The organism is Lentzea sp. NPDC004789, from assembly GCF_053601075.1.
Map to the genome: position 1 here is coordinate 119,814 of NZ_JBSGBE010000001.1, position 23,174 is coordinate 142,987.

Annotated in this window: 19 protein-coding genes and 1 pseudogene; 8 read left to right on the forward strand and 12 right to left on the reverse strand. The window is 69.3% G+C overall.

The window, feature by feature from the left end; genetic code table 11:
- Nucleotides 1-3 precede the first annotated feature (3 nt).
- The 5 genes from ACWEIJ_RS00535 to ACWEIJ_RS00555 all read right to left on the reverse strand — a co-directional run bounded on the left by ACWEIJ_RS00535 (nucleotide 4) and on the right by ACWEIJ_RS00555 (nucleotide 8,452).
- On the reverse strand, nucleotides 4-2,727 hold the full coding sequence (locus ACWEIJ_RS00535) for a hypothetical protein (protein WP_449835080.1): 2,724 nt from the start codon (nucleotides 2,725-2,727) through the stop codon (nucleotides 4-6).
- A 130-nt stretch (nucleotides 2,728-2,857) separates the two neighbouring features.
- Nucleotides 2,858-4,009: an acyl-CoA dehydrogenase family protein gene (locus tag ACWEIJ_RS00540; RefSeq protein WP_449835081.1), complete on the reverse strand. Its 1,152-nt coding sequence runs from the start codon at nucleotides 4,007-4,009 to the stop codon at nucleotides 2,858-2,860.
- 5 nt (nucleotides 4,010-4,014) lie between these two features.
- A complete protein-coding gene (locus ACWEIJ_RS00545) occupies nucleotides 4,015-5,931 on the reverse strand; it encodes an acetyl/propionyl/methylcrotonyl-CoA carboxylase subunit alpha (RefSeq protein ID WP_449835082.1) in 1,917 nt (638 codons plus the stop codon).
- Nucleotides 5,932-5,933: 2 nt separating this feature from the next.
- Nucleotides 5,934-7,526: a carboxyl transferase domain-containing protein gene (locus tag ACWEIJ_RS00550; protein ID WP_449835083.1), complete on the reverse strand. Its 1,593-nt coding sequence runs from the start codon at nucleotides 7,524-7,526 to the stop codon at nucleotides 5,934-5,936.
- A gap of 137 nt (nucleotides 7,527-7,663) precedes the next feature.
- Complete coding sequence (locus ACWEIJ_RS00555; RefSeq protein ID WP_449835084.1) at nucleotides 7,664-8,452, reverse strand: SGNH/GDSL hydrolase family protein; 789 nt, start codon at nucleotides 8,450-8,452, stop codon at nucleotides 7,664-7,666.
- Between the two features lie 164 nt (nucleotides 8,453-8,616).
- On the opposite strand from ACWEIJ_RS00555, the gene ACWEIJ_RS00560 reads away from it, so the two are divergent.
- A complete protein-coding gene (locus ACWEIJ_RS00560) occupies nucleotides 8,617-9,189 on the forward strand; it encodes an SACE_7040 family transcriptional regulator (RefSeq protein ID WP_449835085.1) in 573 nt (190 codons plus the stop codon).
- A gap of 92 nt (nucleotides 9,190-9,281) precedes the next feature.
- Nucleotides 9,282-11,507: a phospholipase A2 gene (locus ACWEIJ_RS00565; RefSeq protein WP_449835086.1), complete on the forward strand. Its 2,226-nt coding sequence runs from the start codon at nucleotides 9,282-9,284 to the stop codon at nucleotides 11,505-11,507.
- Here the strand turns inward: ACWEIJ_RS00565 and ACWEIJ_RS00570 are convergent.
- The 4 genes and pseudogenes from ACWEIJ_RS00570 to ACWEIJ_RS00585 all read right to left on the reverse strand — a co-directional run.
- Nucleotides 11,470-12,306: pseudogene (locus ACWEIJ_RS00570) on the reverse strand (acyltransferase family protein); the annotation flags it as partial. The gene ACWEIJ_RS00565 and the pseudogene ACWEIJ_RS00570 sit on opposite strands and share 38 nt — an antisense overlap.
- Nucleotides 12,303-13,007 carry an alpha/beta hydrolase gene (locus tag ACWEIJ_RS00575; protein ID WP_449835087.1) on the reverse strand — a complete coding sequence of 235 codons (705 nt, stop codon included), beginning with the start codon at nucleotides 13,005-13,007 and terminating at the stop codon, nucleotides 12,303-12,305. The gene ACWEIJ_RS00575 and the pseudogene ACWEIJ_RS00570, both read right to left, overlap by 4 nt.
- 62 nt (nucleotides 13,008-13,069) lie before the next feature.
- Nucleotides 13,070-13,723 carry a response regulator gene (locus ACWEIJ_RS00580; RefSeq protein WP_449835088.1) on the reverse strand — a complete coding sequence of 218 codons (654 nt, stop codon included), beginning with the start codon at nucleotides 13,721-13,723 and terminating at the stop codon, nucleotides 13,070-13,072.
- On the reverse strand, nucleotides 13,720-14,838 hold the full coding sequence (locus ACWEIJ_RS00585; protein WP_449835089.1) for a sensor histidine kinase: 1,119 nt from the start codon (nucleotides 14,836-14,838) through the stop codon (nucleotides 13,720-13,722). Before ACWEIJ_RS00585 ends, ACWEIJ_RS00580 begins: the two co-directional genes overlap by 4 nt.
- 120 nt (nucleotides 14,839-14,958) lie before the next feature.
- On the opposite strand from ACWEIJ_RS00585, the gene ACWEIJ_RS00590 reads away from it, so the two are divergent.
- Complete coding sequence (locus ACWEIJ_RS00590) at nucleotides 14,959-15,465, forward strand: hypothetical protein (RefSeq protein ID WP_449835090.1); 507 nt, start codon at nucleotides 14,959-14,961, stop codon at nucleotides 15,463-15,465.
- Here the strand turns inward: ACWEIJ_RS00590 and ACWEIJ_RS00595 are convergent.
- Nucleotides 15,437-16,552 (reverse strand): erythromycin esterase family protein, encoded by a 1,116-nt coding sequence (locus ACWEIJ_RS00595; protein ID WP_449835091.1) that lies wholly within the window; start codon nucleotides 16,550-16,552, stop codon nucleotides 15,437-15,439. The two genes, ACWEIJ_RS00590 and ACWEIJ_RS00595, sit on opposite strands and share 29 nt — an antisense overlap.
- 79 nt (nucleotides 16,553-16,631) lie before the next feature.
- On the opposite strand from ACWEIJ_RS00595, the gene ACWEIJ_RS00600 reads away from it, so the two are divergent.
- Nucleotides 16,632-17,321, forward strand: a complete 690-nt coding sequence (locus tag ACWEIJ_RS00600; protein WP_449835092.1) for a TioE family transcriptional regulator — start codon at nucleotides 16,632-16,634, stop codon at nucleotides 17,319-17,321.
- A 99-nt stretch (nucleotides 17,322-17,420) separates the two neighbouring features.
- Complete coding sequence (locus ACWEIJ_RS00605; protein ID WP_449835093.1) at nucleotides 17,421-18,428, forward strand: Gfo/Idh/MocA family protein; 1,008 nt, start codon at nucleotides 17,421-17,423, stop codon at nucleotides 18,426-18,428.
- Here ACWEIJ_RS00605 and ACWEIJ_RS00610 read toward each other — a convergent pair.
- Complete coding sequence (locus tag ACWEIJ_RS00610) at nucleotides 18,425-19,111, reverse strand: NUDIX hydrolase (RefSeq protein WP_449835094.1); 687 nt, start codon at nucleotides 19,109-19,111, stop codon at nucleotides 18,425-18,427. The two genes, ACWEIJ_RS00605 and ACWEIJ_RS00610, sit on opposite strands and share 4 nt — an antisense overlap.
- A 49-nt stretch (nucleotides 19,112-19,160) precedes the next feature.
- On the opposite strand from ACWEIJ_RS00610, the gene ACWEIJ_RS00615 reads away from it, so the two are divergent.
- Nucleotides 19,161-20,108, forward strand: a complete 948-nt coding sequence (locus ACWEIJ_RS00615; protein WP_449835095.1) for an SPFH domain-containing protein — start codon at nucleotides 19,161-19,163, stop codon at nucleotides 20,106-20,108.
- Nucleotides 20,105-20,956 carry a hypothetical protein gene (locus tag ACWEIJ_RS00620; RefSeq protein WP_449835096.1) on the forward strand — a complete coding sequence of 284 codons (852 nt, stop codon included), beginning with the start codon at nucleotides 20,105-20,107 and terminating at the stop codon, nucleotides 20,954-20,956. The genes ACWEIJ_RS00615 and ACWEIJ_RS00620 overlap by 4 nt, the downstream gene beginning before the upstream one ends.
- Here ACWEIJ_RS00620 and ACWEIJ_RS00625 read toward each other — a convergent pair.
- On the reverse strand, nucleotides 20,888-22,141 hold the full coding sequence (locus tag ACWEIJ_RS00625; RefSeq protein ID WP_449835097.1) for an MFS transporter: 1,254 nt from the start codon (nucleotides 22,139-22,141) through the stop codon (nucleotides 20,888-20,890). The two genes, ACWEIJ_RS00620 and ACWEIJ_RS00625, sit on opposite strands and share 69 nt — an antisense overlap.
- A 123-nt stretch (nucleotides 22,142-22,264) precedes the next feature.
- Here ACWEIJ_RS00625 and ACWEIJ_RS00630 point away from each other — a divergent pair, with 123 nt between their 5' ends.
- Nucleotides 22,265-23,122 (forward strand): SGNH/GDSL hydrolase family protein, encoded by an 858-nt coding sequence (locus ACWEIJ_RS00630; RefSeq protein WP_449835098.1) that lies wholly within the window; start codon nucleotides 22,265-22,267, stop codon nucleotides 23,120-23,122.
- Nucleotides 23,123-23,174 lie beyond the last annotated feature (52 nt).

Genomic DNA, 23,174 nt, shown 5'->3' on the forward strand with positions numbered 1-23,174 from the left:
CCCCTAGGCGGGACAGCCGTTGGCCTGCCGCGGTGAGTCCGGGCCGTACAGGTCACCGGTAAGGAACACGCACGTGGGCTGCTGCTCGAAGTCGTGGATGTCGGTCAGCTCCAGGATCGTGAAGTTGCGCTGCTCTCCGACCCGCGACGCGCTGAAGTCCGTGCGCCCGGTGGCACCGAAGTACTCCAGCTCGCGGAACTCCCCACCGATCGCACCGCGGTGCGGGGTGTGGCCGGACAGGCGGCCCTCGGCGTTGCGCACCGCTTCGAGGAAGAGGCCGGCCGCGTCGTAGGCGACCCCCATGTGTTCACCGGGCCACGGTTTGACGGGCTTGTCCTGCGGGGGCAGCGAGGTGTCCTGGATCTCCTGGGCCAGCCTGCTGTAGCCCGCGCAGAAGGCGTCCAACGGCAGACCGCCGTGCACCTTCTGGTCCGGTTTGCCCTCCACGCAGGACTTCCCGGCGAGCACCACCAGCCCCGCCATGCTCACGTACGACACGCGCATCCCCGCCAGCGAGTCGTGCACCCGGTTGGCCTTCTGCGCGATGAACCGGATGATGGCGTCGTCGGCGACGATGCGCGGCAACCGGTTCTTGTCGTAGCAGTCCTTGCCGATCGCCCGCAGGAACTCCCCGAAGTCCTCCTCCCGGCCCGCGAAGAACGCCAGCTCGCTGGAGTGGTCCTCCACGCACTGCGAGGCCAGCTCCTGAGGACTCCTGGCCCACGGCACGGCCTGAAAGCGCACCGCCGCGTTCGCGAGCTCCGTGCCCAGCACGTTGACCAGGTCGTCGAGGTAGACGTCGCCGCGGTTCAGCGGCGGGTGGTAGATCGTCACCTTGCTCGCGCCGACGTGCTGCGCGTACCGGCGGACGAGGTCGGCCTGCCGGACGTTGCCGGGGATCAGCTGGAAGTACATCGCCGAACGCTTCGGCAGCGACGCCTCGGTGAGCGTGGTGCCGATGGTCGGCACGCCCAGCGACCCGAGCTCGGTGATCACCTCCTGGGTCTCCGCGACGCTGCGGTCCAGCCCGACCACGCCGAGGATGCTCGGGTCCTTCTCCAGCAACGGGGTCAGCATGTCCCGCAGCACCTCGGGCGCCCGCTTCATCGTCGCACCGCCGTTCGCGATCACGATGCGCAGCAGCGGTTCCGAGCGCGACCTGTCGTTCTGCTGCCGTTGCTTGAGCAGCATGCCCTCCAGCTCCTCGGCCCGGGAGTGGTCGGCGTCGGGGTTGGTGTCCTTGTGGGTGAGGCTGGAGAAGTAGACCAGCGAGACGTACGGCCGGCCGGGATCGGCTTCGTGCAGCCGTTCCGCCTCCTCGTTCTGCGCGAACACCGCCTGCTGCGTCCACCGCAGGCGCTCGTTGGAGCCGAACACCTGATTGGTGTTGTCGCTGTAGCCGACGCATTCGGCGTTGCCGTCGACGTCCATCAACCTGGTCGACACCCCTGGCGAGATGGCGGAGCCGACCATCGAGCAGTTCGCCTCGAGGTGGTTCTGCACCGTGACGAAGCCCGGCAGCAACAACACCGCGGCCACCGCGGCGATGATCGCCTCCAGCCGTCGCGGCCGCGCGAGCCAGCGGACCCCAGCGGCGCGGAAGACCGGTGCACCCTTCCACTTCTTGTCCTCGCCCTGCGGCAACGCGATCAGCAGGTAGCGGGCGTCGTCGGCGAGGAGCTGCCGTTTGCGCGGCAGTTCCTCGCGCCACGTCGCCAACGCGTCCGCGGTCTCCTCCGGCGGCACCGGCGTGACCTGGAGCTTGGCCGACAGCTTCCGCGCGTCCGAGCTCGCCGCGATCACCAGCAACGGGTCGAGCTCACCGGTCTCGTTGCGCACGTCGTTGATGAGCTTGAGCAGCTCCCACCCGCCGTTGTCCTCGGTGACGCCGTCGAGCAGCACCGGGATGTACGCGGTGCGCCGCCACCCGGCCCGGCGCGGCCAGAACCGCCCGCGCCGCCGCCGGTACGCGATCCGCAGGTCCTCCAGGAACGCGTGCACGAGCAGCAGCTTGACCTGCTCCTCGTTCTCGGACTCGCGCCGGCCCAGGGTGAGCCGCTCGGCGAACCCGAGGAACTCGATGGAGTGGTTGGGCAGCGCGAAGTTCTGCCCGCGCATGAACCACTTCGACTCGCGCGCGAGCCCCGGCACCCGCCTGCCGAGCCACCGGAAACCCGCCTTGCTGCCGATCCACGCGACCAGCCCGAGGCCCAGCCGCGTCACGAGGTTCGGGATGAACGCGTCCACGGCCCGGTTGAGCGCCTCACCGTTCTCGGTGGCCTTGCCGGTCCACTGCCGCAGCAGCTCGATGACGCTCGCCCGGTCGTCCCGTCCGGACTTGCTCGGCAGCGGCTTGCTCGTGAGCCAGTCGACGAGCCGGTAGTGGTCGAACCGCGTCAGCCGTTCGGTGCCGACGTGGACCTCCGCGAGCGCACGGCTCAGCACGTCCAGCAACGGCAGCAGCGGCGGGGCCTTGCGCGCTTCCGGCGACCATCTTTTGGCGACATCCGCCGGTACCGCGGTCACGTCGACATAGGCGTGCGGTATTACCGGACGCCCCGCTTCGAGCCTGCGTTCCAGAGCGCGCAGAAATGGCGTCGGGCTGGTCTCGCTCTCCAGGTACAGCAGGGGAAGCGGCTGGTCACCGACCACTTCCTCGGTCGCGCTGCGGAAGAAGAACCCAGGCCGGTCGCAGAGACCTCGAATGACTTCGAGCAGTACTCGCATTCCGGGGAAAACAGGCTCGGTCGGGCTACCGGTCATCTGCACCCTCACACTCGTGCGGAAGGCTGACGACGGTAGCCCGGACCGGCGATTCGAACCTGCGGTTCGCGATTATTTAGATGGAACGGACTAATTAGAGGCCGAGCTCGCGGGCGATCAGCATCTTCTGCACCTCGGAGGTGCCCTCACCGATCTCCAGGATCTTGGCGTCGCGGTAGAACCGCCCGACCGGGTACTCGTTCATGAACCCGTAGCCGCCGAAGATCTGCGTGGCGTCCCTGGCGTTGTCCATCGCCGCCTCGGACGACACGAGCTTCGCGATCGCGGCCTGCTTCTTGAACGGCTCCCCGCGCAGCATCCGGGACGCGGCCTCGTAGTAGGCGAGGCGCGCGGTGTGCGCGCGGGCCTCCATCTCGGCGATCTTGAACTGGATCGCCTGGTAGGTGCCGATCTTCGCGCCGAACGTCTCGCGCTCGTGGGCGTAACGCACCGACTCGTCCACGCAGCCCTGGGCGAGACCCACCGACAGCGCGGCGATGGCGACACGGCCCTCGTCCAGCGTGCGCAGGAACTGGGCGAAGCCGCGGCCGCGCTCACCGAGCAGGTTCGCGGCGGGCACCCGGCAGTCCTGGAACGACAACTCACGCGTGTCCGAGGCGCACCAGCCGACCTTCGAGTACTTCTTCGACACCGTGAAGCCCGGCGTGCCGGACGGGACGATGATCGAGGAGATCTCCTTGCGACCGTCGGGCAGGGTCCCGGTGACCGCGGCGACCGTCACCAGGCCGGTGATGTCCGTGCCGGAGTTCGTGATGAACGCCTTGGTGCCGTTGATGACCCACTCGTCACCGTCCAGCCGCGCGGTGGTGGCCAGCGCGCCCGCGTCCGAACCGCTGCCCGGCTCGGTCAGGCCGAACGCGCCCAGCTTCTGGCCGGAGGTCAGCGAAGGCAGCCACTCGGCCTTCTGCTCCTCGGTGCCGAAGCGGTAGATCGGCATGGCGCCCAGCGAGGTCGCCGCCTCCACGGTGATCGCGACGGACGAGTCGACGCGCGCGAGCTCCTCCAGCGTCAGGCACAGCGCGAAGTAGTCGCCGCCCATGCCGCCGTGCTCCTCGGGGAACGGCAGGCCGAGCAGGCCCATCGCGCCCATCTTCGCCACGATCGGGTACGGGAACTCGCCCCGCTCGTAGTACTCGCCGATGACCGGGGCCACCTCGTCGCGGGCGAACTCCTCGACGGTCTTGCGCAGGTCCTCGTACTCGCTCGGGAGCCTGAAGTCCAACATCGGTGTCACTCCTCGTGAGAGACGACGAGGGCCAGCACCTGGTCGAGTCCGACCTGCTGGCCTGCTTGCACGTGCACTTCGGCGAGCACGCCGTCGACCGGTGCGGTCACGGTGTGCTCCATCTTCATGGCCTCGACCACGAACAACGCTTGACCGGCGGTCACCTCGTCGCCCTGGGACGCCCGCACCACCAGCACGGTGCCGGGCATCGGCGACTTCACCGGACCACCGGAGGCAGCGGCGCCGCCGGCGGAGGCGCCGACCAGGAACTCGGCCTCGGTCAACGCCCAGGAGGCGCCGTCGTGCCCGAGCCACAGCACGTCACCGTCGCGCGCGATCGCGTACCGGCGTGACCCGACGAGCAGGTCCGCGCCCTCCCGGCGCGCCCGCGCCCGGACCGGTTCTCCAGCGCCCACAACGACTTCGTCACCGCGCACGCGCACGTCGACGTCGTTGATCCGCCACGTCGTCCACGCGTGCTCGCCGATCCGCCAGCCGGACAGCTGGTCCCACGGGTCGTCGCCGCGTGGCTCCAACGAGCGCTCCAGCCCGGCCGCCACGTACACCTCGTCCGGGATCCCGGCCGAGGTCAACGACTCCAGCTTCCGCTCGACCAGACCGGTGTCCAGCGAGCCGGAACGGACGTCCTCGTCACGCAGAAGCGCCCGCAGGAACGGGATGTTCGTGGTGACGCCGAGCAGCACCATCTGTCCGAGCGCGTGATCGAGGCGCCGCAACGCTTCCTCACGCGTACGGCCGTGCGCGATCACCTTGGCGAGCATCGGGTCGTAGTCCGAGCCGACGACAAGTCCTTCGTACAGCCCGGAATCCACGCGCACCGACGTGGGCTCGCGCAACGCCAGCACCCGGCCGCCGGTCGGCAGGAAGCCCCGCGCGGGGTCCTCGGCGTAGACACGGGCTTCGACCGAGTGCCCGGTCAGCTCGACCTCGAGATCCAGCACTTCACCGGAGGCCACGCGGAGCTGCCACTCGACCAGGTCGACGCCCGTGACCTCTTCGGTCACCGGGTGCTCGACCTGCAGCCGGGTGTTCATCTCCATGAAGAAGTAGTCGCCGGACGTACCGTCCACGATGAACTCGACCGTGCCCGCGCCGACGTACCCGCAGGACTTCGCCGCGTCGACGGCCGCGGCCCCCATCGCCTCGCGCATCTGGGGCGTCAGGAAGGGCGACGGCGCCTCCTCGATGATCTTCTGGTGCCGCCGCTGGAGGCTGCACTCGCGTTCACCGAGGTGGATCACGTTGCCGTGCGCGTCCGCGAGCACCTGGATCTCGATGTGGCGCGGGTTCGTGACGAACCGCTCGATCAGCAGCGTGTCGTCACCGAACGACCCGCGCGCCTCACGTCGTGCCGACTCGATGGCCTCACGGAGGGTGTCCTGGGAGTGCACCAGCCGCATGCCCTTGCCACCGCCGCCGGCGGAAGGCTTGAGCAGCACCGGAAAACCGATCTCCAGGGCCGCGTCGACGATCTCGTCGTCGGACATGTTCTCGCGGGTCCGGCCAGGCACCACGGGCACGCCCGCCGCCGACACGGTCAGCTTGGCGCGGATCTTGTCGCCCATCGCGTCGATCGCCGACGCGGGCGGTCCGACGAAGACGATCCCGGCCTCGGCGCAGGCCGCCGCGAACGCCGTGTTCTCCGCGAGGAATCCATAGCCGGGGTGAATCGCCTGCGCGCCCGTCGAAACGGCGGCTTGAACGATCTTCTCGATGGACAGGTACGAGTCACGAGCCGCCGCCGGCCCGATCCGCACCGCCTCGTCGGCCAGCCGGACGTGCAACGCGTCGGCGTCCGCGTCGGAGTACACGGCGACCGATCGGATCCCGAGCGACCGCAGCGCGCGGATCACCCTGACCGCGATCTCCCCGCGGTTCGCCACCAGAACGCTGTCGAACATGATCACATCCGGAAGACGCCGTAGGAAACATCGTCGATGGGCGCGTTGGCGGCGGCCGACAACGCGAGCCCCAGCACCGTGCGGGTGTCGCGCGGGTCGATCACCCCGTCGTCCCACAGCCGCGCGGTCGAGTAGTACGGGTTGCCCTGGTCCTCGTACTGCTGGCGGATCGGCGCCTTGAACGCCTCCTCGTCCTCGGCCGACCACGAGTCACCGAGCTGGTCGCGCCGCACGGTCGCCAGCACGGAAGCCGCCTGCTCACCGCCCATCACGGAGATCCGCGCGTTCGGCCACATCCACAGGAACCGAGGCGAGTACGCCCGCCCGCACATCGAGTAGTTGCCGGCGCCGAACGAGCCGCCGATGATCACGGTGAACTTCGGGACCCGTGCGCAGGCCACCGCGGTGACCATCTTGGCGCCGTGCTTGGCGATGCCGCCCGCCTCGTACTCGCGGCCGACCATGAACCCGGTGATGTTCTGCAGGAACACCAGCGGCACGGACCGCTTGTCGCACAGCTGGATGAAGTGCGCGCCCTTCACCGCGGACTCGCCGAACAGGATGCCGTTGTTGGCGACGATCCCCACCGGGTGGCCGTGGATGCGCGCGAACCCCGTCACCAGGGTCGTGCCGTACTCCTTCTTGAACTCCTGGAACTTCGAGCCGTCCACGATCCGCGCGATCACCTCGCGCACGTCGTAGGGCGTCCGGGAGTCCGTCGGCACCACGCCGTAGAGATCGTCGGGGTCGACCACCGGCGCCTCGGCCGGGGCGACGTCCCACGGCCGCGGCACCCGCGGCCCCAGCGTCGAGATGATCGAACGGACCATCCGCAGCGCGTGCGCGTCGTTCTCGGCGAGGTGGTCGGTGACGCCGGACGTGCGGGAGTGCAGGTCACCGCCACCGAGGTCCTCGGCGCTGACGACCTCGCCGGTCGCGGCCTTCACCAGCGGCGGACCGCCGAGGAAGATCGTGCCCTGGTTCCGGACGATGATCGCCTCGTCGCTCATCGCGGGCACGTACGCGCCGCCCGCGGTGCAGGAGCCCAGCACGGCCGCGATCTGCGGGATCCCGCGCGCCGACATCGTGGCCTGGTTGTAGAAGATCCGGCCGAAGTGCTCGCGGTCGGGGAACACGTCGTCCTGCTTGGGCAGGAACGCGCCGCCGGAGTCGACCAGGTAGACGCAGGGCAGGTTGTTCTGCAGCGCGACTTCCTGCGCGCGCAGGTGCTTCTTGACCGTGATCGGGTAGTAGGTGCCGCCCTTGACCGTGGCGTCGTTCGCGACGATCACGCACTCACGGCCGGAAACCCGCCCGACGCCGGTGATGATGCCCGCGGCCGGTGCCTCGTCGCCGTACATGCCGTTCGCGGCCAGCGGCGACAGCTCCAGGAACGGCGAGCCGGGGTCGACCAGCGTGTCCACCCGCTCGCGCGGCAGCAGCTTGCCGCGGTCGACGTGCCGCTGACGTGCCTTCTCGGGACCGCCCAGCGCGGCGGTGGCGAGCTTGCCGCGCAGCTCGTCGACGAGCGCGGTGTGCTCCTTGACGTAACGGTCCGATGGCTCGGCGGCGCTGCGCAGGACGGGCGCGTCCATGAGCTCCCCATGACGTTAGCGGGCGTTAACAACCAGATGTTAACGCCCGCTAACCTAGCTGTCCACCACAACCACTCGGGAGTGGCCGGAACGCAGGTCAAAGACCTTTTCAGGCACTCCCAAGTTCCGGAATCAGGCTAGCCGACGACCGCCTGCAGAGCGGGCAGGTAGCCGCTCTGGTGACCGGCGCGGTTCGGGTGGTACGACTCCTCGACGGGCCAGCTGAGGCTGTTGAGCCACCAGCTCGACGAGCAGATCTCGTGCCCGGTGAACACCCCGCGCACGTCGACGTAGCCGAACCCGGCCGCTCCGGCCCGCGCGCTGATCGTCGCGTGCAGCGCGTCGGACCCCGAGTTGATCGCAGCCCGCTTGGTGTCGCTCATCCCGACGCTGCAGGAGCCCGGCACCTTGTAGATCCGCGGGTAGCCGAGGACGACGACCTTGGCGGACGGCGCCTTCGAACGAACCGTGCCGTAGACGTTGTCGAGCAGCCCCGGGAGCGTGTTCGCGACGAAGGACTTGGCCTGGTTCACCCGGTTGACGCAGTCCTGGTCCGAACCGAAGGTGCAGGTCGTGATCACGTCGGTGAAGCCCGCGTCGTTGCCGCCGACCTGCAGGGTGACCAGCGTGGTCGAGGCCGCCAGCGACGAGACCTGACCGCTCAGGACGTCGGAGGTGCGCGCACCGGAGCACGCGACGGACTTGAACGACGCCACCGAGTGCGAGGCCGCCCAGAGCGCCGGATAGGCGAGCGGTCCGCGCTTGCAGCTGCCGCTGGTGCTGTCGTACGAGCCCGTACCCAGGCCGGACGCGTACGAGTCGCCCAGTGCGACGTAGTTGACTCCGGCTGCGCTCGCGGGGTTGGCGAGCGCGATGACGGCCGCAGCGGCGGTGACCACTGAGGCGATGAGGTGAGCAGGACGCATCGAGACCTCCCGAAGGGGCCGCAGGGATGTGATGCATTGCACGGCAATGGTTACTCACGGGTAAGACCCGTGTGAAGTATTCGTCAAGAGTCAACAATCAGGGCTTGTACCAGCGAAAATTCCACCTATCGGTCCACTAGGTAAACGGCTGCTAACCTCCCGATGTGGCCGAGAAACCCTCACGCAGGGACCAGATCCTCACCGCCGCGGCCGAGCTCTTCGCCCGGCACGGCTTCCACGGCGTGGGCATCGACGACATCGGCGCGGCCGTCGGCATCTCCGGACCCGCGCTGTACCGGCACTTCCGCAGCAAGGACGCGATGCTCGGCGAGATGCTGACGTCGATCTCCGAACGGTTGCTGGACGGCGGCCAGGCCCGCGTGGACGCGGCGTCGAGCGCGGACGAGGCCCTGCAGGCGCTGATCGGCTGGCACGTCGACTTCGCGCTGGACGACCCGGCGCTCATCACCGTGCAGGCGCGCAACCTCGCGAACCTCACCGACCCGGACCGCCGGCGGGTGCGCGCGTTGCAGCGGCGTTACGTCGAGGTGTGGGTGGAGACGATCCGGCGCACGGTCCCGGACTTCGACGAACCGACCGCGCGGGCGGCGGCGCACGCGGTGTTCGGGTTGATCAACTCGACGCCGCACAGCGCACATCTCGACCGCGACCAGATGGCCGCGCTGTTGTCGCGCATGGCACTCGCGTCGCTCACACCGATCGCCGTGACCTCGTGAATTGGCGATCAGCCGAGACCCTTCCGTAACCTGGCGCGACGATGGGCGCGCGCACACTCCTCCTCCGGCTTCCGGCCTGGTTCAGGTTCACGGTGATCACGCTCGCCGTGTTCGTGTGCGGGGTCATCGCCTCGCGCCCGGCCAGCGGCGACAGCGGGACACCGCCGAGCCCTGACGCGATCGCGGCGGCCAACGCCGTCAACGCGTTCGTCAACCCGTCGGCCACCCACGACCCGCGCATCAACCTGCCGTCGGACTTCGCCCGGCACATGGGCCGCGATCCGCTGACCGCGACCGCGCCGGACGGCACGCTGAGGGCGATCGACCTCTCCGGCGGCTGCTCCGGACCCGCGGGCGACACCGAGTGGGACTTCAGCGTCGCGTGCCGCGCGCACGACATGGGCTACGACCTCCTGCGTTACGCGGAGGACAAGGGGCACCCGCTCGGGCCGGACGCGCGCCGGGCGCTGGACGACCGGCTCACGAGCGACCTGCACGCGCAGTGCCGGCTGAACCCGCGCGGTTCCGAGCAGAGCTGTCACGTGGTGGCGGAGACCTACGCGCTGGGGCTGAAGTTCAACTCGTGGCGCCAGCGGTGGGGGACGCCGGGTCACGAACCCGTGGTGGCGTGGGCGTTCGGCAGCGCGATCGTGGTGCTGCTGTGCTTGATGGCCGCTGCTCCGCAGACGGCGGCGAGTTCGCCGGGAAGTCGGTCATCCGGCCTCCGCTTCGGCCCGAATCGCCTTCGGCGGTTGACCCGAAGAGGAGACCGGACGACCGACGCGAACTCGCTGTGCTTGATGGCCGCTGCTCCGCAGACGGCGGCGAGTTCGCCGGGAAGTCGGTCATCCGGCCTCCGCTTCGGCCCGAATCGCCTTCGCCGGTTGACCCGAAGAGGAGACCGGACGACCGACGCGAACTCGCGCGAACCTGTCGCGCACCCCCGCCGCCGTGAGGACCAGCGCACCACCCCCGCTCCCGTCGAGCAGGACCGTTATGCCACGTTCCTGCGGCTGCTGAGCATGGTGTTGCTCGTGCTCGGCGAGACCGTCGCGACGCTCGCGAGCCTCAGAGGCGTCGGCACGCCTTGGTTGTGGGCGTTGCAGGCGGTGCCGTTGTTCTTCTTCGCGGGCGGGCACGCGAACCTGCGTTCGTGGCAGGCCCACGAGGGCGGCTTCGGCTGCTGGGTCTCCAGCAGGACGTCGTGGCTGCTGCGGCCGGTGCTTGCGTTCGTGCTGCTGTGGGTGGTGCTGTTCGCGGCGCTGAACCTGCTGGACGTGCGGGTCGACGCGTACAGCCGGCTGATCACGCATCCGTTGTGGTTCCTCGGGGTCTACCTGCTCGCCGTGGCCGCGACGCCGGCCGCCGCGTGGCTGCACCGGCGGTTCCGCCGCACCGCGCCGTTCGTGCTGATGCTGGTGACGCTGTGCGTCGAGGTCGCGCGCACGTCGACGGACTGGAAGACCGGCGGGTACGTCAACCTGATCGTCGGCGCGTTGCTGATGCAGCAGCTCGGGTTCTTCTACGCCGACGGCACGCTGCAGCAGATCCCGCGCAGGGTGCTGGCCGCGCTGGGCGCGATCACGTTGCCCGCACTGGTGTTCTTCAGCGACTACCCGCGGTCGATGATGGTGCTCGGGATCGCGCAGGTGTGTCTCGCGCTGCTGGCGCGCGGGCGCGTCACGGCGTGGCTGGAGGGCCGCTCGTGGCACGTCGTGAACTTCGCGCGCCGGGCCCCGATGACCGTCTACCTCGCCTACTTGGCCGGGGTCGGGGCCGTCGTCGGGTTGCTCGGGGTGTCGCAGGCGCCGATCTGGCTGGTGTTCCTGCTGCTGCCGCTGGCCCTGGTCTTCCACCGGTTCGAGGCGCGCCTGGTCGGCTTCCCGCGCCTGTCGCACGAGTCGCACCGGACCCGGCTCGCGACCGCGATGGGCGTGGTGTTCGGGACGCTCGGCGTGCTCGGGTTCGTGGTGAGCGGGTTCCTCGGCGACGGGACGCTGGTGTGGCTGCCGGTCGACCCGCTGCAGAACCTCATCCACCTGCTGCTCGGCTGGTACCTGATCCACACCGCCCGCACCGGCAGCTGCGACACGCGCCTGCCGTGGCTGCTCACGGCGCTGGCGTGCGTTCCGCCGATGCTGGCGCTGGAACCGACGCCTCCGGTGCTGGTGCTGCACGCCGTGGCGATCGGCTTCGCAGTGCTCGCAGCCATCCCCAGGTCACGGCCGCGCACACCGGCAGCCACAGCACTCGCTGCCACACCCAGCCCGGATGATCTGGTGGCTGCCGCAGCACCGGCAGGGTCAGCACCACTGTGATCAACGCGCTCTGGTGCGCGAGGAAGATGCCCAGCGCCTGCGTGTTCAGCCACCGCACGGGTTTCGCGGTGCCGAACCGGGTGAGCACGGGCGCGATCGTGAGCACCAGGCCGATCTGGGCGAACGCCAGCGCGAGCGTGGCGTAGTTCGGCGGGTTCAGGTTCGACACGGCCGCGCCGGGAATGCCGACCGCGGACACCGGATAACCGCCGAACCGCGTCAGCAATGCGTACCCGAGCACGCCCAGGACGAGCAACGGCGGCCCGGGAATCCTCCTGCGGGCCAGCGAGTGGCCGAGCTGCCACGCCGCCCACCACACCGCGTACGGCACGACGAGCACCAGCAGGACCGGGACGAGCACACCCCACGAGTACTCGTCCAGCTTGCGCACCAACGGTTTCATCGCCAGGAGGATCAGGTGGACGCCGAGGAACCACAGCGGTGTCGTGACCAGGAAAGCGATGTTGTACGCGGTGCCCTGGTCGACGCCGCGCATCGACAGTCCTAAGAGGACGGCCGTCCACACGCCGAGCATCAGCAGCGTCGGCACCGCGAGCTGCCGGAACCTGACCAGGAACGGCGTCCGCGAGTGGGCCGCCGCGAACCCGCCGGCGAAGAAGAACAGTCCGAGCGTCTGCAACACCCAGCTCGCCGGTGCCAATCCGGGTAGATGTTTGAGCGGACTGTCGATGTACATGCCGGTGGGTGTGTCCACCAGCGCGGTCACGAGCCAATGTCCCAGCACGACGGTGACGACGGCGATCGCCCGCACGGCATCGATGAACGGGCTCCTCTTCACGGCCTCTCCCCCGAAGCAATCCGCACGAGCGCCGCAAGCGTCTCCGTGCCTGGCTCGTAGTACGTGTCGTGCTTCCCACCCTCGAACCGCAACACCGCGGCCCCGAAGCCGTCCGAAACCGGGTCCGTGCCGTGCCCGAGGTCGAACAGCCGCACGTTGGGCACGAACCGCATCCAGTCACCGCTCGACCGGATCGCCCACACCTTCGCCCGCGTCCCCAGCTCCGCCACCGATTTCGCCCGCACACCAGGACTTCCGGTGAACACGATGTCGTCCACGTCCAAGTCGTGCGCTGCCAACGCCACCACCACCGAGCCGTAGCTGTGCCCGAACACGTGGATGCGCGCGTTGGTGTGCAGTGCGCGCACGAAGTCCATGAGCGCAGCAGCTCCTTGACGCGCAAGGCCGCCGGTCGCCGCGTCCACCCCGAGTCCCTGCGGCGTCCGGTACCCGAGCCACGCGATCACCGCGAGGTCGTCGCGGTGTGCCTGCTCGTAGAGGTTGGTGGCCATCCTTCCGACGGTCCGTTCGAACCGGTCGACGTCCACGTCGGAACCCGGCACGACGACCACGACGTCACGTGCGGTGGCGAGGTCGCCCACGATCGCGACCCGGCGGGCGACGTCACCACGCCAGTGCGCGATCGACGGCGCGACCGCGGGAACGGCGATCAGCAGGAGGAACAGCAGTGCTCGGCGCATGGACCGAAACTAGGAAGGCGAGACCCTCGCAATCGTCCCTCTGACGTGCTGTTTCACCGCTGCTACCCCGGTACTACGAGCCCGCTCTCGTAAGCCGCGATCACGGCCTGGGCGCGGTCGCGCAACCCCAGTTTGGTCAGCACCCGGCTCACGTGCGTCTTGACCGTCTGCTCGGCCAGCACCAGGTGCGCGGCGATCTCAGTGTTCGACAGGCCCTGCGCGATCAGCACGAGGATCTCGGTCTCGCGCTCGGTCAGCACGTCGAGCCGGGCGGGCCGGACGCGTTCGGTGCGGCGCGCCTTCACGAAGTCCTCGATCAGTCGCTTCGTGATCGACGGCGCCAGCAACGCGTCGCCGGCGGCCACCACGCGGACGGCGTTGAGCAGCTCGCGGGCGGGCGCGTGCTTGAGCAGGAACCCGCTCGCGCCGGCCCGCAACGCCTCGTAGACGTAGTCGTCGAGGTCGAACGTCGTCAGCACGAGGACCTTGGTCTCCACCGAACCGTCGAGCAGCAGCCTGGTCGCGGTGAGACCGTCCATCTCGGGCATGCGGACGTCCATCAGCACGACGTCCGGTTTGACGCCACGAGCGAGCGAGACGCCCTCCACGCCGTTGCCCGCCGCCCCCACCACCTCGATGTCGTCCTGCGCGTCGAGCAGCGCCGAGAACCCCTCGCGCACCATCTCCTGGTCGTCCACCACGACCACCCTGATCACTTGTCCCCCAACGGAATCCTCGCCCGCACCATGAACCCGCCGTCCTCGGTCGACTTCACGGTCAGCGTGCCACCGTGCACCGCAACGCGTTCACGCATGCCCACGAGACCCTGGCCGCTGCCACCGCCCATGGACGGTCCACCGGCGGTGTTGCGCACCAGGACGTCCAGGTGCCCCTCGTTCTTGTGCACGTGGACGGAAGCCTTCGAGCCGGGCGCGTGCCTGGTGGCGTTCGTGAGCGCCTCCTGGACGATCCGGTACGCGGTGAGGCCGACCGCCTGCGGCACGTCGTCCACGTCGACCTCGGCCTCGTCGCCGGGCCTCGCCAGCTCGGGGATGCGGCTGATGCCGGGCTGCGGTTCCCGTTCCGGCTCCTGGCCGTTGGTCCGCAGCACGCCCAGCAGGCGTTGCATGTCGGTGATGGCTTCGCGCGCGGCCTGACCGAGCTCGGCGAACTCGTGCTCGGCTTCCTCGTTGAGGCCTTTCAACCGGTAAGGCGCGGTTTCGCACCTGACCACGATCATCGACATGTGGTGCGCCACGACGTCGTGCATCTCGCGAGCGATGCGAGCACGTTCTTCCAGCGCGGCCTTGGCGTTCTGCTCTTCTTCAAGGCGTTTCTCCGCACGTCCGCGCGCACCGAAGAAGTAGACGACGGCCATGACCAGCGGCACGGCGAACGCCATCCCCGCGTTCACGCTGTCGGAGGTCGCGACCACCAGCATGCTGACCCCGGCGACCAGGAGGACGGTCCAGCCCGAGTAGAAGGCCGCGACCAGCACCACCAACGGCAGCGCGGCCCAGTACTGGAACGCCGGAACGCCCGCCCAGTCCACGAGTCCCGCGACCGGCCAGAACGCGGCCGCGGACAACCGCCAGGCGTAGATCGGTGACCAGATCAGCAGCAGGTACGGCAGGAAGATCGACGCGAACACGACCGTCCACCAGCCGACCGGCCGTTCGTGCTGCGCGTACTGAACGCTGCCGACGACGGCGAAGACGAACCCGTAGACGATCAGTGCGGCTTGGACGGGGAAGCGGAACCGGCCGAGCGCGGTGGCGAGCACCCGCGTCCGGTCCGGGCCGACGAACGTTCGGTACAGCGTGCGAAACACCACCCGATGCTAGGTCGATCCGCTGATTCGCACATTGACCTGCGGAGTGACATACCCCGGTACCACTCTGATCAAGATGGGGCATTGCGGACGCGTGACACCGCGCGGTAGGCAGTACCTGTGAGACCACCACAGGATCCAGATCGCTGGTCACGGCTGACCGCCGTGGCCGGTGAGGCGCTGGCCGCGGCCAGGGCCGGTGAGGACGCTGTGGCAGTGGACCTCGTGACCGGCTACCTCAGCGGATCGCCAGAGGGCAACGAGGAGATCCGCGAGCTGGTGCTGCTGCTGTTCGCCGAGTGCAGCAGCATGGTCGGCGAACTGGGCTCCGGCGGCGCGACACCGGTGAAGATGCAGGTGTTCGACGAGGAGGGCAACGAGGTCCAGATCGACGACGCGGACCCGCCCGTGCGCACCGCGATCCGCGCGCTGCTGGCCGAGGTGCACGGCGACCAGGAGGCCGCGTCCGAGCAGATCGAGATCGCCCTGGCCAACGGGGCACCGCAGGAGCTCGCGACCGTGGTCCTGCAAGCCCTGCGGTGGACCCTCAAGCTGGCGATCGAGTGCGAGACGCGCGACCTGCCCGTCGCGTCGTGGATCACCGCGTCACTGGACGACCAACCCTGACGTGCAGCAGGGCGTCCACGCCGGCCAGCAGGTGCTGGTCGAGCGGGAAGTAGCCCATTTCCAGCGCGGTGTCCTGACGAGTCCTGCCCTGCGGCACGTCATCGGTCAGACCCCAGGTGACGAATCGCTTCTGGAGCTGACCTTCGAGGGTGTCTTCGTCCGGTTCACCGAGCCCGAAGCTGTCGTTGCGGCCGAGCGTGCCCGCGATGACCGTGTACTGGTCGCCCAGGATCGGCGCCACGAGCGCGCCCGCGGAGAACCACTCGATCCGTTCGCCCGCCATCTCCATCGAACTGTTGGTGCGCTGCAGGTGGGCGTTGTGGGCGTGCACGAACGTCGGTCCCCGGCCGGCCTCGATCCGGCGGATGTCCAGCAGGTTGCGCGCCATCACGCCGTCGCGCAGCTGGCACAGGCGGTTCAGCCGCACGCCCAACGGGTTCGGCTCGGCGCACTCCCGGTGGTACCGCAACAGGCTCAGCCCGGCGGTGAGGTGGGCTTCCGCGCGGTTCCAGGCGTCGTCCCGGACCGTCCTGCGGTACAGCCGCTTGAGCAGGTCCGTGCCGATCTCGCGCAGCCGGACGGCTTCCTCGGACCGGCCGGGTGACTGGCCGGGGTCGAGCACGGCCTCGTCCCGGCTCCACTTCTCGTCGTCGGTGCCGAGGTCGGCCTCGACGCCCAGGTGGTCGCGGGCGTGCTCCAGGTACGGGCGCGGGCTGGGCGCGCTGGTGGTCTCGGTCTGGAAGTCGAAGCCGTAGAACGTGAGCTGTTCTTCGGCCGGCTTGTCCGCGTTGTGCTCGCGCATCCACGCGACCAGCTCGCGGTTGGCCGGCCAGTGCTCGCCGAACGAGTGGGAGAACCCCTCCTTCACGACCGCGTCGAGGTCGCCCGGCCCGCCCTTGACGTAGTCGTCGACGAGCAAGCCTCGAATGCGACAGCTCTCCAGTGCGATCGACCGGTAGCCCAGCGCGGCCAGCTGCTCGAACAGCTCGTTGCGGATCCAGGTGTGGGCGTGCTCCCGGTGCGTCGGCTCGCCGAAGGCCAAGAGCTCGGTGAAGGGGCTGATGAACTCGCGAATGTCCTGGCTCATGTGGCTCAACCGTAACATTGAAAGCTCCGTTGAAGCTTTCGCACGGTTTTGCATGTTGAGCTGGTCTAAAGTCTCAACCGTGCGTCCGTCCGACCTCGCCCGCGAGCACGGCATCTCGACCCAGGCGGTGCGCAACTACGAGGAGTCCGGCTTCCTCCCGCCGGCCACGCGCACCCCGTCCGGCTACCGCGTCTACACCGAGGTCCACGCCTCTGCCCTGCGCGCGTTCATCGCGCTGATTCCCGCCTTCGGACACGCGCGCGCGGGCGAGATCATGGTCGCGGCGAACACCGGCTCCCTGGACGACGTGCTGCTGGCCGTCGACCGCGGCCACGAGCAGCTTCTCCGCGACCGCGAGACCCTCAACTCGGTCAGCCGGGCGGTCGAGGACCTGACCGAGTTCGAACCGGTCCTGCGGCCGCGGTCGATCGGCGAGCTGGCCCGGCGGTTGGGCGTCACCCCGGCGACGCTGCGCGCGTGGGAGGAGGCCGGAATCCTCGTGCCGCAACGGGAAGCCACCGGCTACCGCACGTTCAGCGCCGAGGACGTCCGCGACGCCGAGCTGGCCCACCTGCTGCGCCGCGGCGGTTATCCGTTGGCGCGCATAGCTCTGGTGGTCGAACAGATCCGCACCGCGGGCGGCACGGACACGCTCGGCGCCGCCTTGGCCGACTGGCGGCGCCGCCTCACCGCGCGAGGCCTGGCGATGCTCGCCGCGTCCGCACGGCTCAACGAGTACCTGAGCGTGCGGGAACCGGTTCCGCGATGAGCGGAGTTGTCCAAATAGGACTGGGACCGTGCGCCGGCGCGGTCCCGTCCAGCCCCTCCGGCGCCCCGTCCACCAGGTGAGACCGCTTAGGCTGATCGCATGCGCACAGCACTGGTCGGCTACGGGCTAGGTGGGGCGGCCTTCCACGCCCCGTTCATCGCGGCAACCCCGGGCCTGGAACTCTCCGCCGTGGTCACCGCCAACCCGAAGCGCCAAGCCGAGGTTGCCGCGCGCTATCCGTCCACCCGCCTGTTGTCCTCTCTGGACGAGGTCTGGCAGGGCGGCTTCGACCTGGTGGTCATCACCACCCCGAACCGCTTCCACGCCACCCACGCCCGCCAGGTCCTGGAACACGGCCTCAACGTCGTCGTCGACAAGCCCTTCGCCGGTTCCGCGGCCGAAGCGAGAGCTCTGGCCTCGATCGCCTCCTCCAGGGGGCTGATGCTCGTCCCGTTCCACAACCGCCGCTGGGACGGCGACTTCCTGACCGTCCAGAAGCTCCTCGCCGCCAACGCACTGGGCAAGGTCCACCGCTTCGAGTCCCGCTTCGAGCGCTACCGCCCGGAGATCAAGTCCTCCTGGAAGGAATCCGGCGACCCGGCCGACCTGGGCAGCATCCTCTTCGACCTCGGCACCCACCTGGTCGACCAGTCCGTGGCGCTCTTCGGCCGCCCCACCTCGGTCCACGCCGAGATCGCCACGGTCCGCCCCGGTGCCCGCGCGGACGACGACGTCTTCCTCTCCCTGGCCCACGAGAACGGTGTCCGCTCGCACCTGTGGATGAGCGCGCTGGCCGCCGACCTGGGCCCGCGCTTCCGAGTCCTGGGCCACGACGCCGCCTACGTGAAACACGGCATGGACCCCCAGGAAGACCGCCTCAAGGCAGGCGACACCCCCGCCGGGCCGGGCTGGGGCGAGGAACCCGAATCGGCCTGGGGCACCGTGGGCGGCACCCCGCACCGCACGGAACCAGGCGCCTACCAGAACTTCTACGCCTCGGTGGCCGCGGGCGTGCCTCCTGTTTCGCCGCAGGACGCCGTGACGGGCCTGGAAGTGATCGAAGCGGCCAAGCAGTCCGCCACCACCGGCGACTCCGTGCGGCTCTAGCCCGCCGGCGCCCGCACCAACGGCGGGTACAACACGCCGGCTCCCCCACGTCGGAACAAGGCAGCGGGCCGCCCTCCATCCCGAGTGGTCGTCTCCCCGGTGGCCGCCAACAGCCCGGGAACACCGGTCACCTTCCGGTGGAAGTTCCGAGGATCCAGCGAAACGCCCCAGACGATCTCGTAAACCCGCCGCAGCTCGGCCACGGTGAACTCAGCGGGACAGAACTCGGTCCCGAGCGACGTGTACTCCAGCTTGGCCCGCGCCCGCTCGACCCCGTCGGCGAGGATCCGCGAGTGGTCGAAGGCCAACGAGGACACCTCGGCCACCGGCACCCACGAAGCCGCGGCGGCGTCGGTCCCGGCCACCGGCACCGGCAGGTCCGGCGCCAACGCCAGATAGGCCACCGACACCACCCTCATCCGCGGATCGCGCCGAGGTTCCCCGTACGTGGCCAGCTGCTCCAGGTGAAGCCCCGACACCTCCGTCTCCTCGGCCAGCTCCCGGACGGCGGCGGCGTCCACCGACTCGGCCACCTGGACGAACCCGCCGGGCAACGCCCACCGCCCGCGGAACGGCGCCTCCCCGCGCCGGACCAGCAGGGCGCACAGCGCGTCGGACCGCACGGTCAGCACGACCAGGTCGACCGTGACCGCGAAGGGCGGGAAATCACTTGGCGAGTACACGCCTCCGAGTATAGGGTTATCGTCAGATTGACGACAAGGAGACGACGCGATGGCCGACATCAGCAGCTACCCCGGGCTCAGGCACCTCAGAGGCACCCCCACGGTCCACATCAGACACGTCCGCAAGGGCAAGGTGGTCCACGAGGGCACCGGCCTGAGCTTCTGGTTCCGCCCGAGAACCGCCGTGCTCAGCGAAGTACCGGTCGACGACCGCGAGCTCCCGATGCTCTTCCACGCCCGCACCAGCGACTACCAGGACGTGACGGTCCAGCTGACCGTCACCTACCGCTGCACCGACCCGGAGACCGCGACCAACCGGATCGACTTCTCGATCGACCCCGACACCGGCACCTGGCGGCAGGACCCGTTGAGCCAGATCGCCAACACCCTCACCGAGAGCACCCAGCAGCACGCCCTCAAGATCCTCGGCACCCTGGACCTCGAAACGGCCATCAAGACCGGCGTCGAACGGGTCAAGCAGGCGGTCGGCGACAACCTGACGGCGGACCACATCGGCCTGGAGGTCATCGACGTCCGGGTCGTCGCGATCCGGCCGGACGCCGACATGGAGAAGGCGCTGCAGACCACGGTTCGCGAGAAGGTCCAGCAGGAGGCCGACAAGGCCACCTACGAACGCCGGGCCATCGCCGTGGAGCGCGAGCGCGCCATCAGCGAGAACGAGCTGCAGAACCAGATCGAGCTCGCCAAGCGCGAAGAGCTCCTGGTGGTGCAACGAGGTGCGAACGCGCTCAAGCAGGCCGAGGACCACGCCAGGGCGAGCCGGATCGCCGACGACGCCAAGGCCGAGGGCATCCGCAAGCTCGCGGAGGCCGAAGCCGCGGGTGAGAAGGCGCGCCTGGACGCCTACAAGGAGATCCCGCGGGGAACGCTGCTCGCCCTCGCCGCCAAGGAGCTCGCCGGCAACCTGCCCGAGATCGGCAGCATCACGCTGACACCGGACGTGATCCAGCCCATCCTGCAACGGCTGGCCCGATGAGTCTCGCGCCGCGAATTGTGCTGGTGCACCGGCGCACCGAGCTGACAGAGTTGCTGGCACGGCATGGCACGCGGGGTCAGGTCGAGTTCTTCCTGAAGTCCCGCAACAGAACCCTGGACGAGGTGGTGGACCGTGACGAGCAGACCCGCAGGGCGCTGGGAGAGGTCGGCGCCGCAATCCCGCTGGACTGGCGCCGCGGCGTGGTCGAGAGGGAAGACCTGTCGCGGTTCCTGTTCGCGCCCGAGGACGTAGTGGTCGTCGTCGGGCAGGACGGGCTGGTCGCCAACGTCGCCAAGTACCTCGACGGCCAGCCCGTGATCGGCATCAACCCCGAACGGGGCGTGCTGGCGAAGCACTCGCCGCGCGAAGCCGAGGAACTCCTGCACAGCACGAGCAACACCGAGGAACGCACGATGGTCGAGGCCAGGACGGACGACGGCCAGACCCTCTGCGCCCTCAACGAGATCTACGTCGGCCACCCGAGCCACCAGACCAGCCGGTACCGGATCGAGAACGAACGCCAGGCGTCGTCCGGCATCCTCGTCGGCAGCGGCACCGGGGCGACCGGCTGGTGCTCAAGTGTCCACCGGGAGCGGAAAAGCCGGCTGAGCCTGCCCGAACCGACCGAGCAGCGGCTCGTGTGGTTCGTCCGGGAGGCGTGGCCGTCGCCGGGCACCGGCATCGAGCACACCGAGGGCGAGATCACCGGCGAACCGCTGACGGTCGACGTCGAGTCCGACGGGCTGGTGGCGTTCGGCGACGGCATCGAGAGCGACGCGCTACGCCTCGGCTGGGGCCAGCGGCTGAGCGTCGGGCTCTCCTCCCGCCGGCTCCGCCTGGTGCGCTGAGCCGATCACCAGCAGACACACCGCGGACAGCACGGCGCCCGCGATCAGGTACACCGCGACGGCCCAGGTCCCGTAGCCCAGCAACGAGGTCGCGACGAACGGCGCCAGGCCACCGCCGAGCACGGCGCCGATCTGGTAGCTCACCGCCACCCCGCTGTAGCGCACGCGAGTCCGGAACAGCTCGGCGAAGTAAGCCGCCATCGGCCCGAACAACGCACCCGAGCCCAGGAAGCCGAGCACCATCGCCGCGGTGAACCAGTGCGCGTCCATCAACCAGAACAGCGGGAACGCGAACGCCGCCTGGAACACCGCACCGCCGAACATCACCGGCAGCCGCCCGACCCGGTCGGACAGCCACGCGAACACGGGTACGGAGACCACCTGCGCGAGCCCGCCGATCACCTGGGCCACCAGGAGGTCGTCCGGCGACAGGTGCAGTGCCGTGCGGCCGTAGTTGATGGTGAACACCGACAACACGAAGATGAAGATCTGGAAGCCGAGGTTCACGCCCGCGCCGAGCAGCAGCACCCGCCACCGCGTGCGCACGACCTCGGCGAGCGGCGTCCTGGACTTCTCGGCACGGGTGAAGCGCGGGCTCTCGGCCACCCGCAGCCTGATGTAGAGGCCGATCCCCACCAGCACCAACGAGAACAGGAACGGCAACCGCCAGCCCCAGTTCAGAAACGCCGGCCCCGAGGCGCGCGACGACGCGAACATCGCCAGGTTGGCGAGCACGAGACCGACCGGTGACCCGATGAACACCCAGCTGCCGTACCAACCCCAACGGCCCGGTGGCGCGTGTTCGACGGCCATGAGCGACGCGCCACCCTGTTCGCCGCCGATGAAGAAGCCCTGCACGATCCTCAGCAGCACCAGCAACAACGGCGCGAGGATGCCCGCTTGCGCGTACGTCGGCAGCACGCCGATCGCCGCCGTCGACAGTCCCGTCGCGGACAACGTCATCACGAGCATCGCGCGCCGGCCGATCCGGTCACCGAGGTGACCGATCACCGCACCGCCCAGCGGCCGCGCGAGGAAGCCCGCGCCGAACGTCGCGAACGCGAGCAGCACGGCCACGCGCGAGTCGAAGTGCGGGAAGAAGATCTTGTCGAACACCAGCGCCGACGCCGTGCCGTAGAGCAGGAAGTCGTACAGCTCGATCGTGTTACCGATCGCGGACGCCACAGCTACTTTCCGTACCCCCGTCATCGTTCCAGCCTGGTGGAGGGATTGACACTGCGCAATGGCCCGGTCACCCTTCGTCCTACGTTCCTACTCTTCAGTAACGAGGTAGCAATGACGCGCCGAGTGACTGTCGTTTCCCTGCTCACCGCCCTGATCGCGGCACTGTTCGTCCCCACCGCCACGGCCGCGCCGATGTACCGGAACTACGTCTCACTCGGAGATTCGTTCGTCTCCGGACCGTTCATCCCCCTGCAGCGGCTCGACCCGTTGAGCTGCTTCAAGTCCACCCAGAACTACCCGTCCGTCGTCGCACGCGAGCTCGGCATCGCCGACTTCACCGACATCTCCTGCGGCGGCGCGCAGACGAAGGACATGTTCACCGCCCAGAGCGGCATCCCCGGTCAGTCCACCGCACAGCTCACCGCGCTCAAGCCCGACACGGACCTCGTCACGGTCTCCATCGGCGGCAACGACATCGGCTTCATGGACATCATCCTGACCTGCGCCGGGAAGAGCCTGCTCGACCCGAACGGCGCGCCCTGCAAGGCGAACTACGGCGACGAGCTCGCGCAACGGGTCGACGCCACCGCCCCGAAGGTCGCCGAGGTGCTGAACGGCATCAGGCAGCGCTCGCCGAAGGCCAGGATCGTCGTGGTCGGCTACCTGCGGATCCTGCCGCCGTCCGGTGGCTGCTGGCCGGTCGTGCCCATCTCGAAGGGCGACGTGCCGTACCTCGACAACGTGCAGAAGCAGCTCAACGGAATGCTCGGCGCGCAAGCGAAAGCGGCCGGTGCCACTTTCGTGAACCCCTACGACATCAGCCTCGGTCGCGACACGTGCGCGGCACCGTGGGACAAGTGGGTCGAGGGCATCATCCCGACCAGCCCCGCGTTCCCCGTTCACCCGAACGCCAAGGGCATGGCTGCGGTGGGTGAGCAGGTCGCCGCAGCACTCGCCGGGACGGAATCGACCGGCGTCTAGTTGCACGCCGTCATGGCGGTTTACACGATCCGGTGTTACCGCTGAGTTGGTT

Coding starts and splice junctions, on each gene's coding strand:
- ACWEIJ_RS00535 (WP_449835080.1), bottom strand. CDS start 2,727: ATGCGAGTACTGCTCGAAGTCATTCGAGGTCTCTGCGACCGGCCTGGG.
- ACWEIJ_RS00540 (WP_449835081.1), bottom strand. CDS start 4,009: ATGTTGGACTTCAGGCTCCCGAGCGAGTACGAGGACCTGCGCAAGACC.
- ACWEIJ_RS00545 (WP_449835082.1), bottom strand. CDS start 5,931: ATGTTCGACAGCGTTCTGGTGGCGAACCGCGGGGAGATCGCGGTCAGG.
- ACWEIJ_RS00550 (WP_449835083.1), bottom strand. CDS start 7,526: ATGGACGCGCCCGTCCTGCGCAGCGCCGCCGAGCCATCGGACCGTTAC.
- ACWEIJ_RS00555 (WP_449835084.1), bottom strand. CDS start 8,452: ATGCGTCCTGCTCACCTCATCGCCTCAGTGGTCACCGCCGCTGCGGCC.
- ACWEIJ_RS00575 (WP_449835087.1), bottom strand. CDS start 13,007: ATGCGCCGAGCACTGCTGTTCCTCCTGCTGATCGCCGTTCCCGCGGTC.
- ACWEIJ_RS00595 (WP_449835091.1), bottom strand. CDS start 16,552: ATGAGCCAGGACATTCGCGAGTTCATCAGCCCCTTCACCGAGCTCTTG.
- ACWEIJ_RS00605 (WP_449835093.1), top strand. CDS start 17,421: ATGCGCACAGCACTGGTCGGCTACGGGCTAGGTGGGGCGGCCTTCCAC.
- ACWEIJ_RS00615 (WP_449835095.1), top strand. CDS start 19,161: ATGGCCGACATCAGCAGCTACCCCGGGCTCAGGCACCTCAGAGGCACC.
- ACWEIJ_RS00620 (WP_449835096.1), top strand. CDS start 20,105: ATGAGTCTCGCGCCGCGAATTGTGCTGGTGCACCGGCGCACCGAGCTG.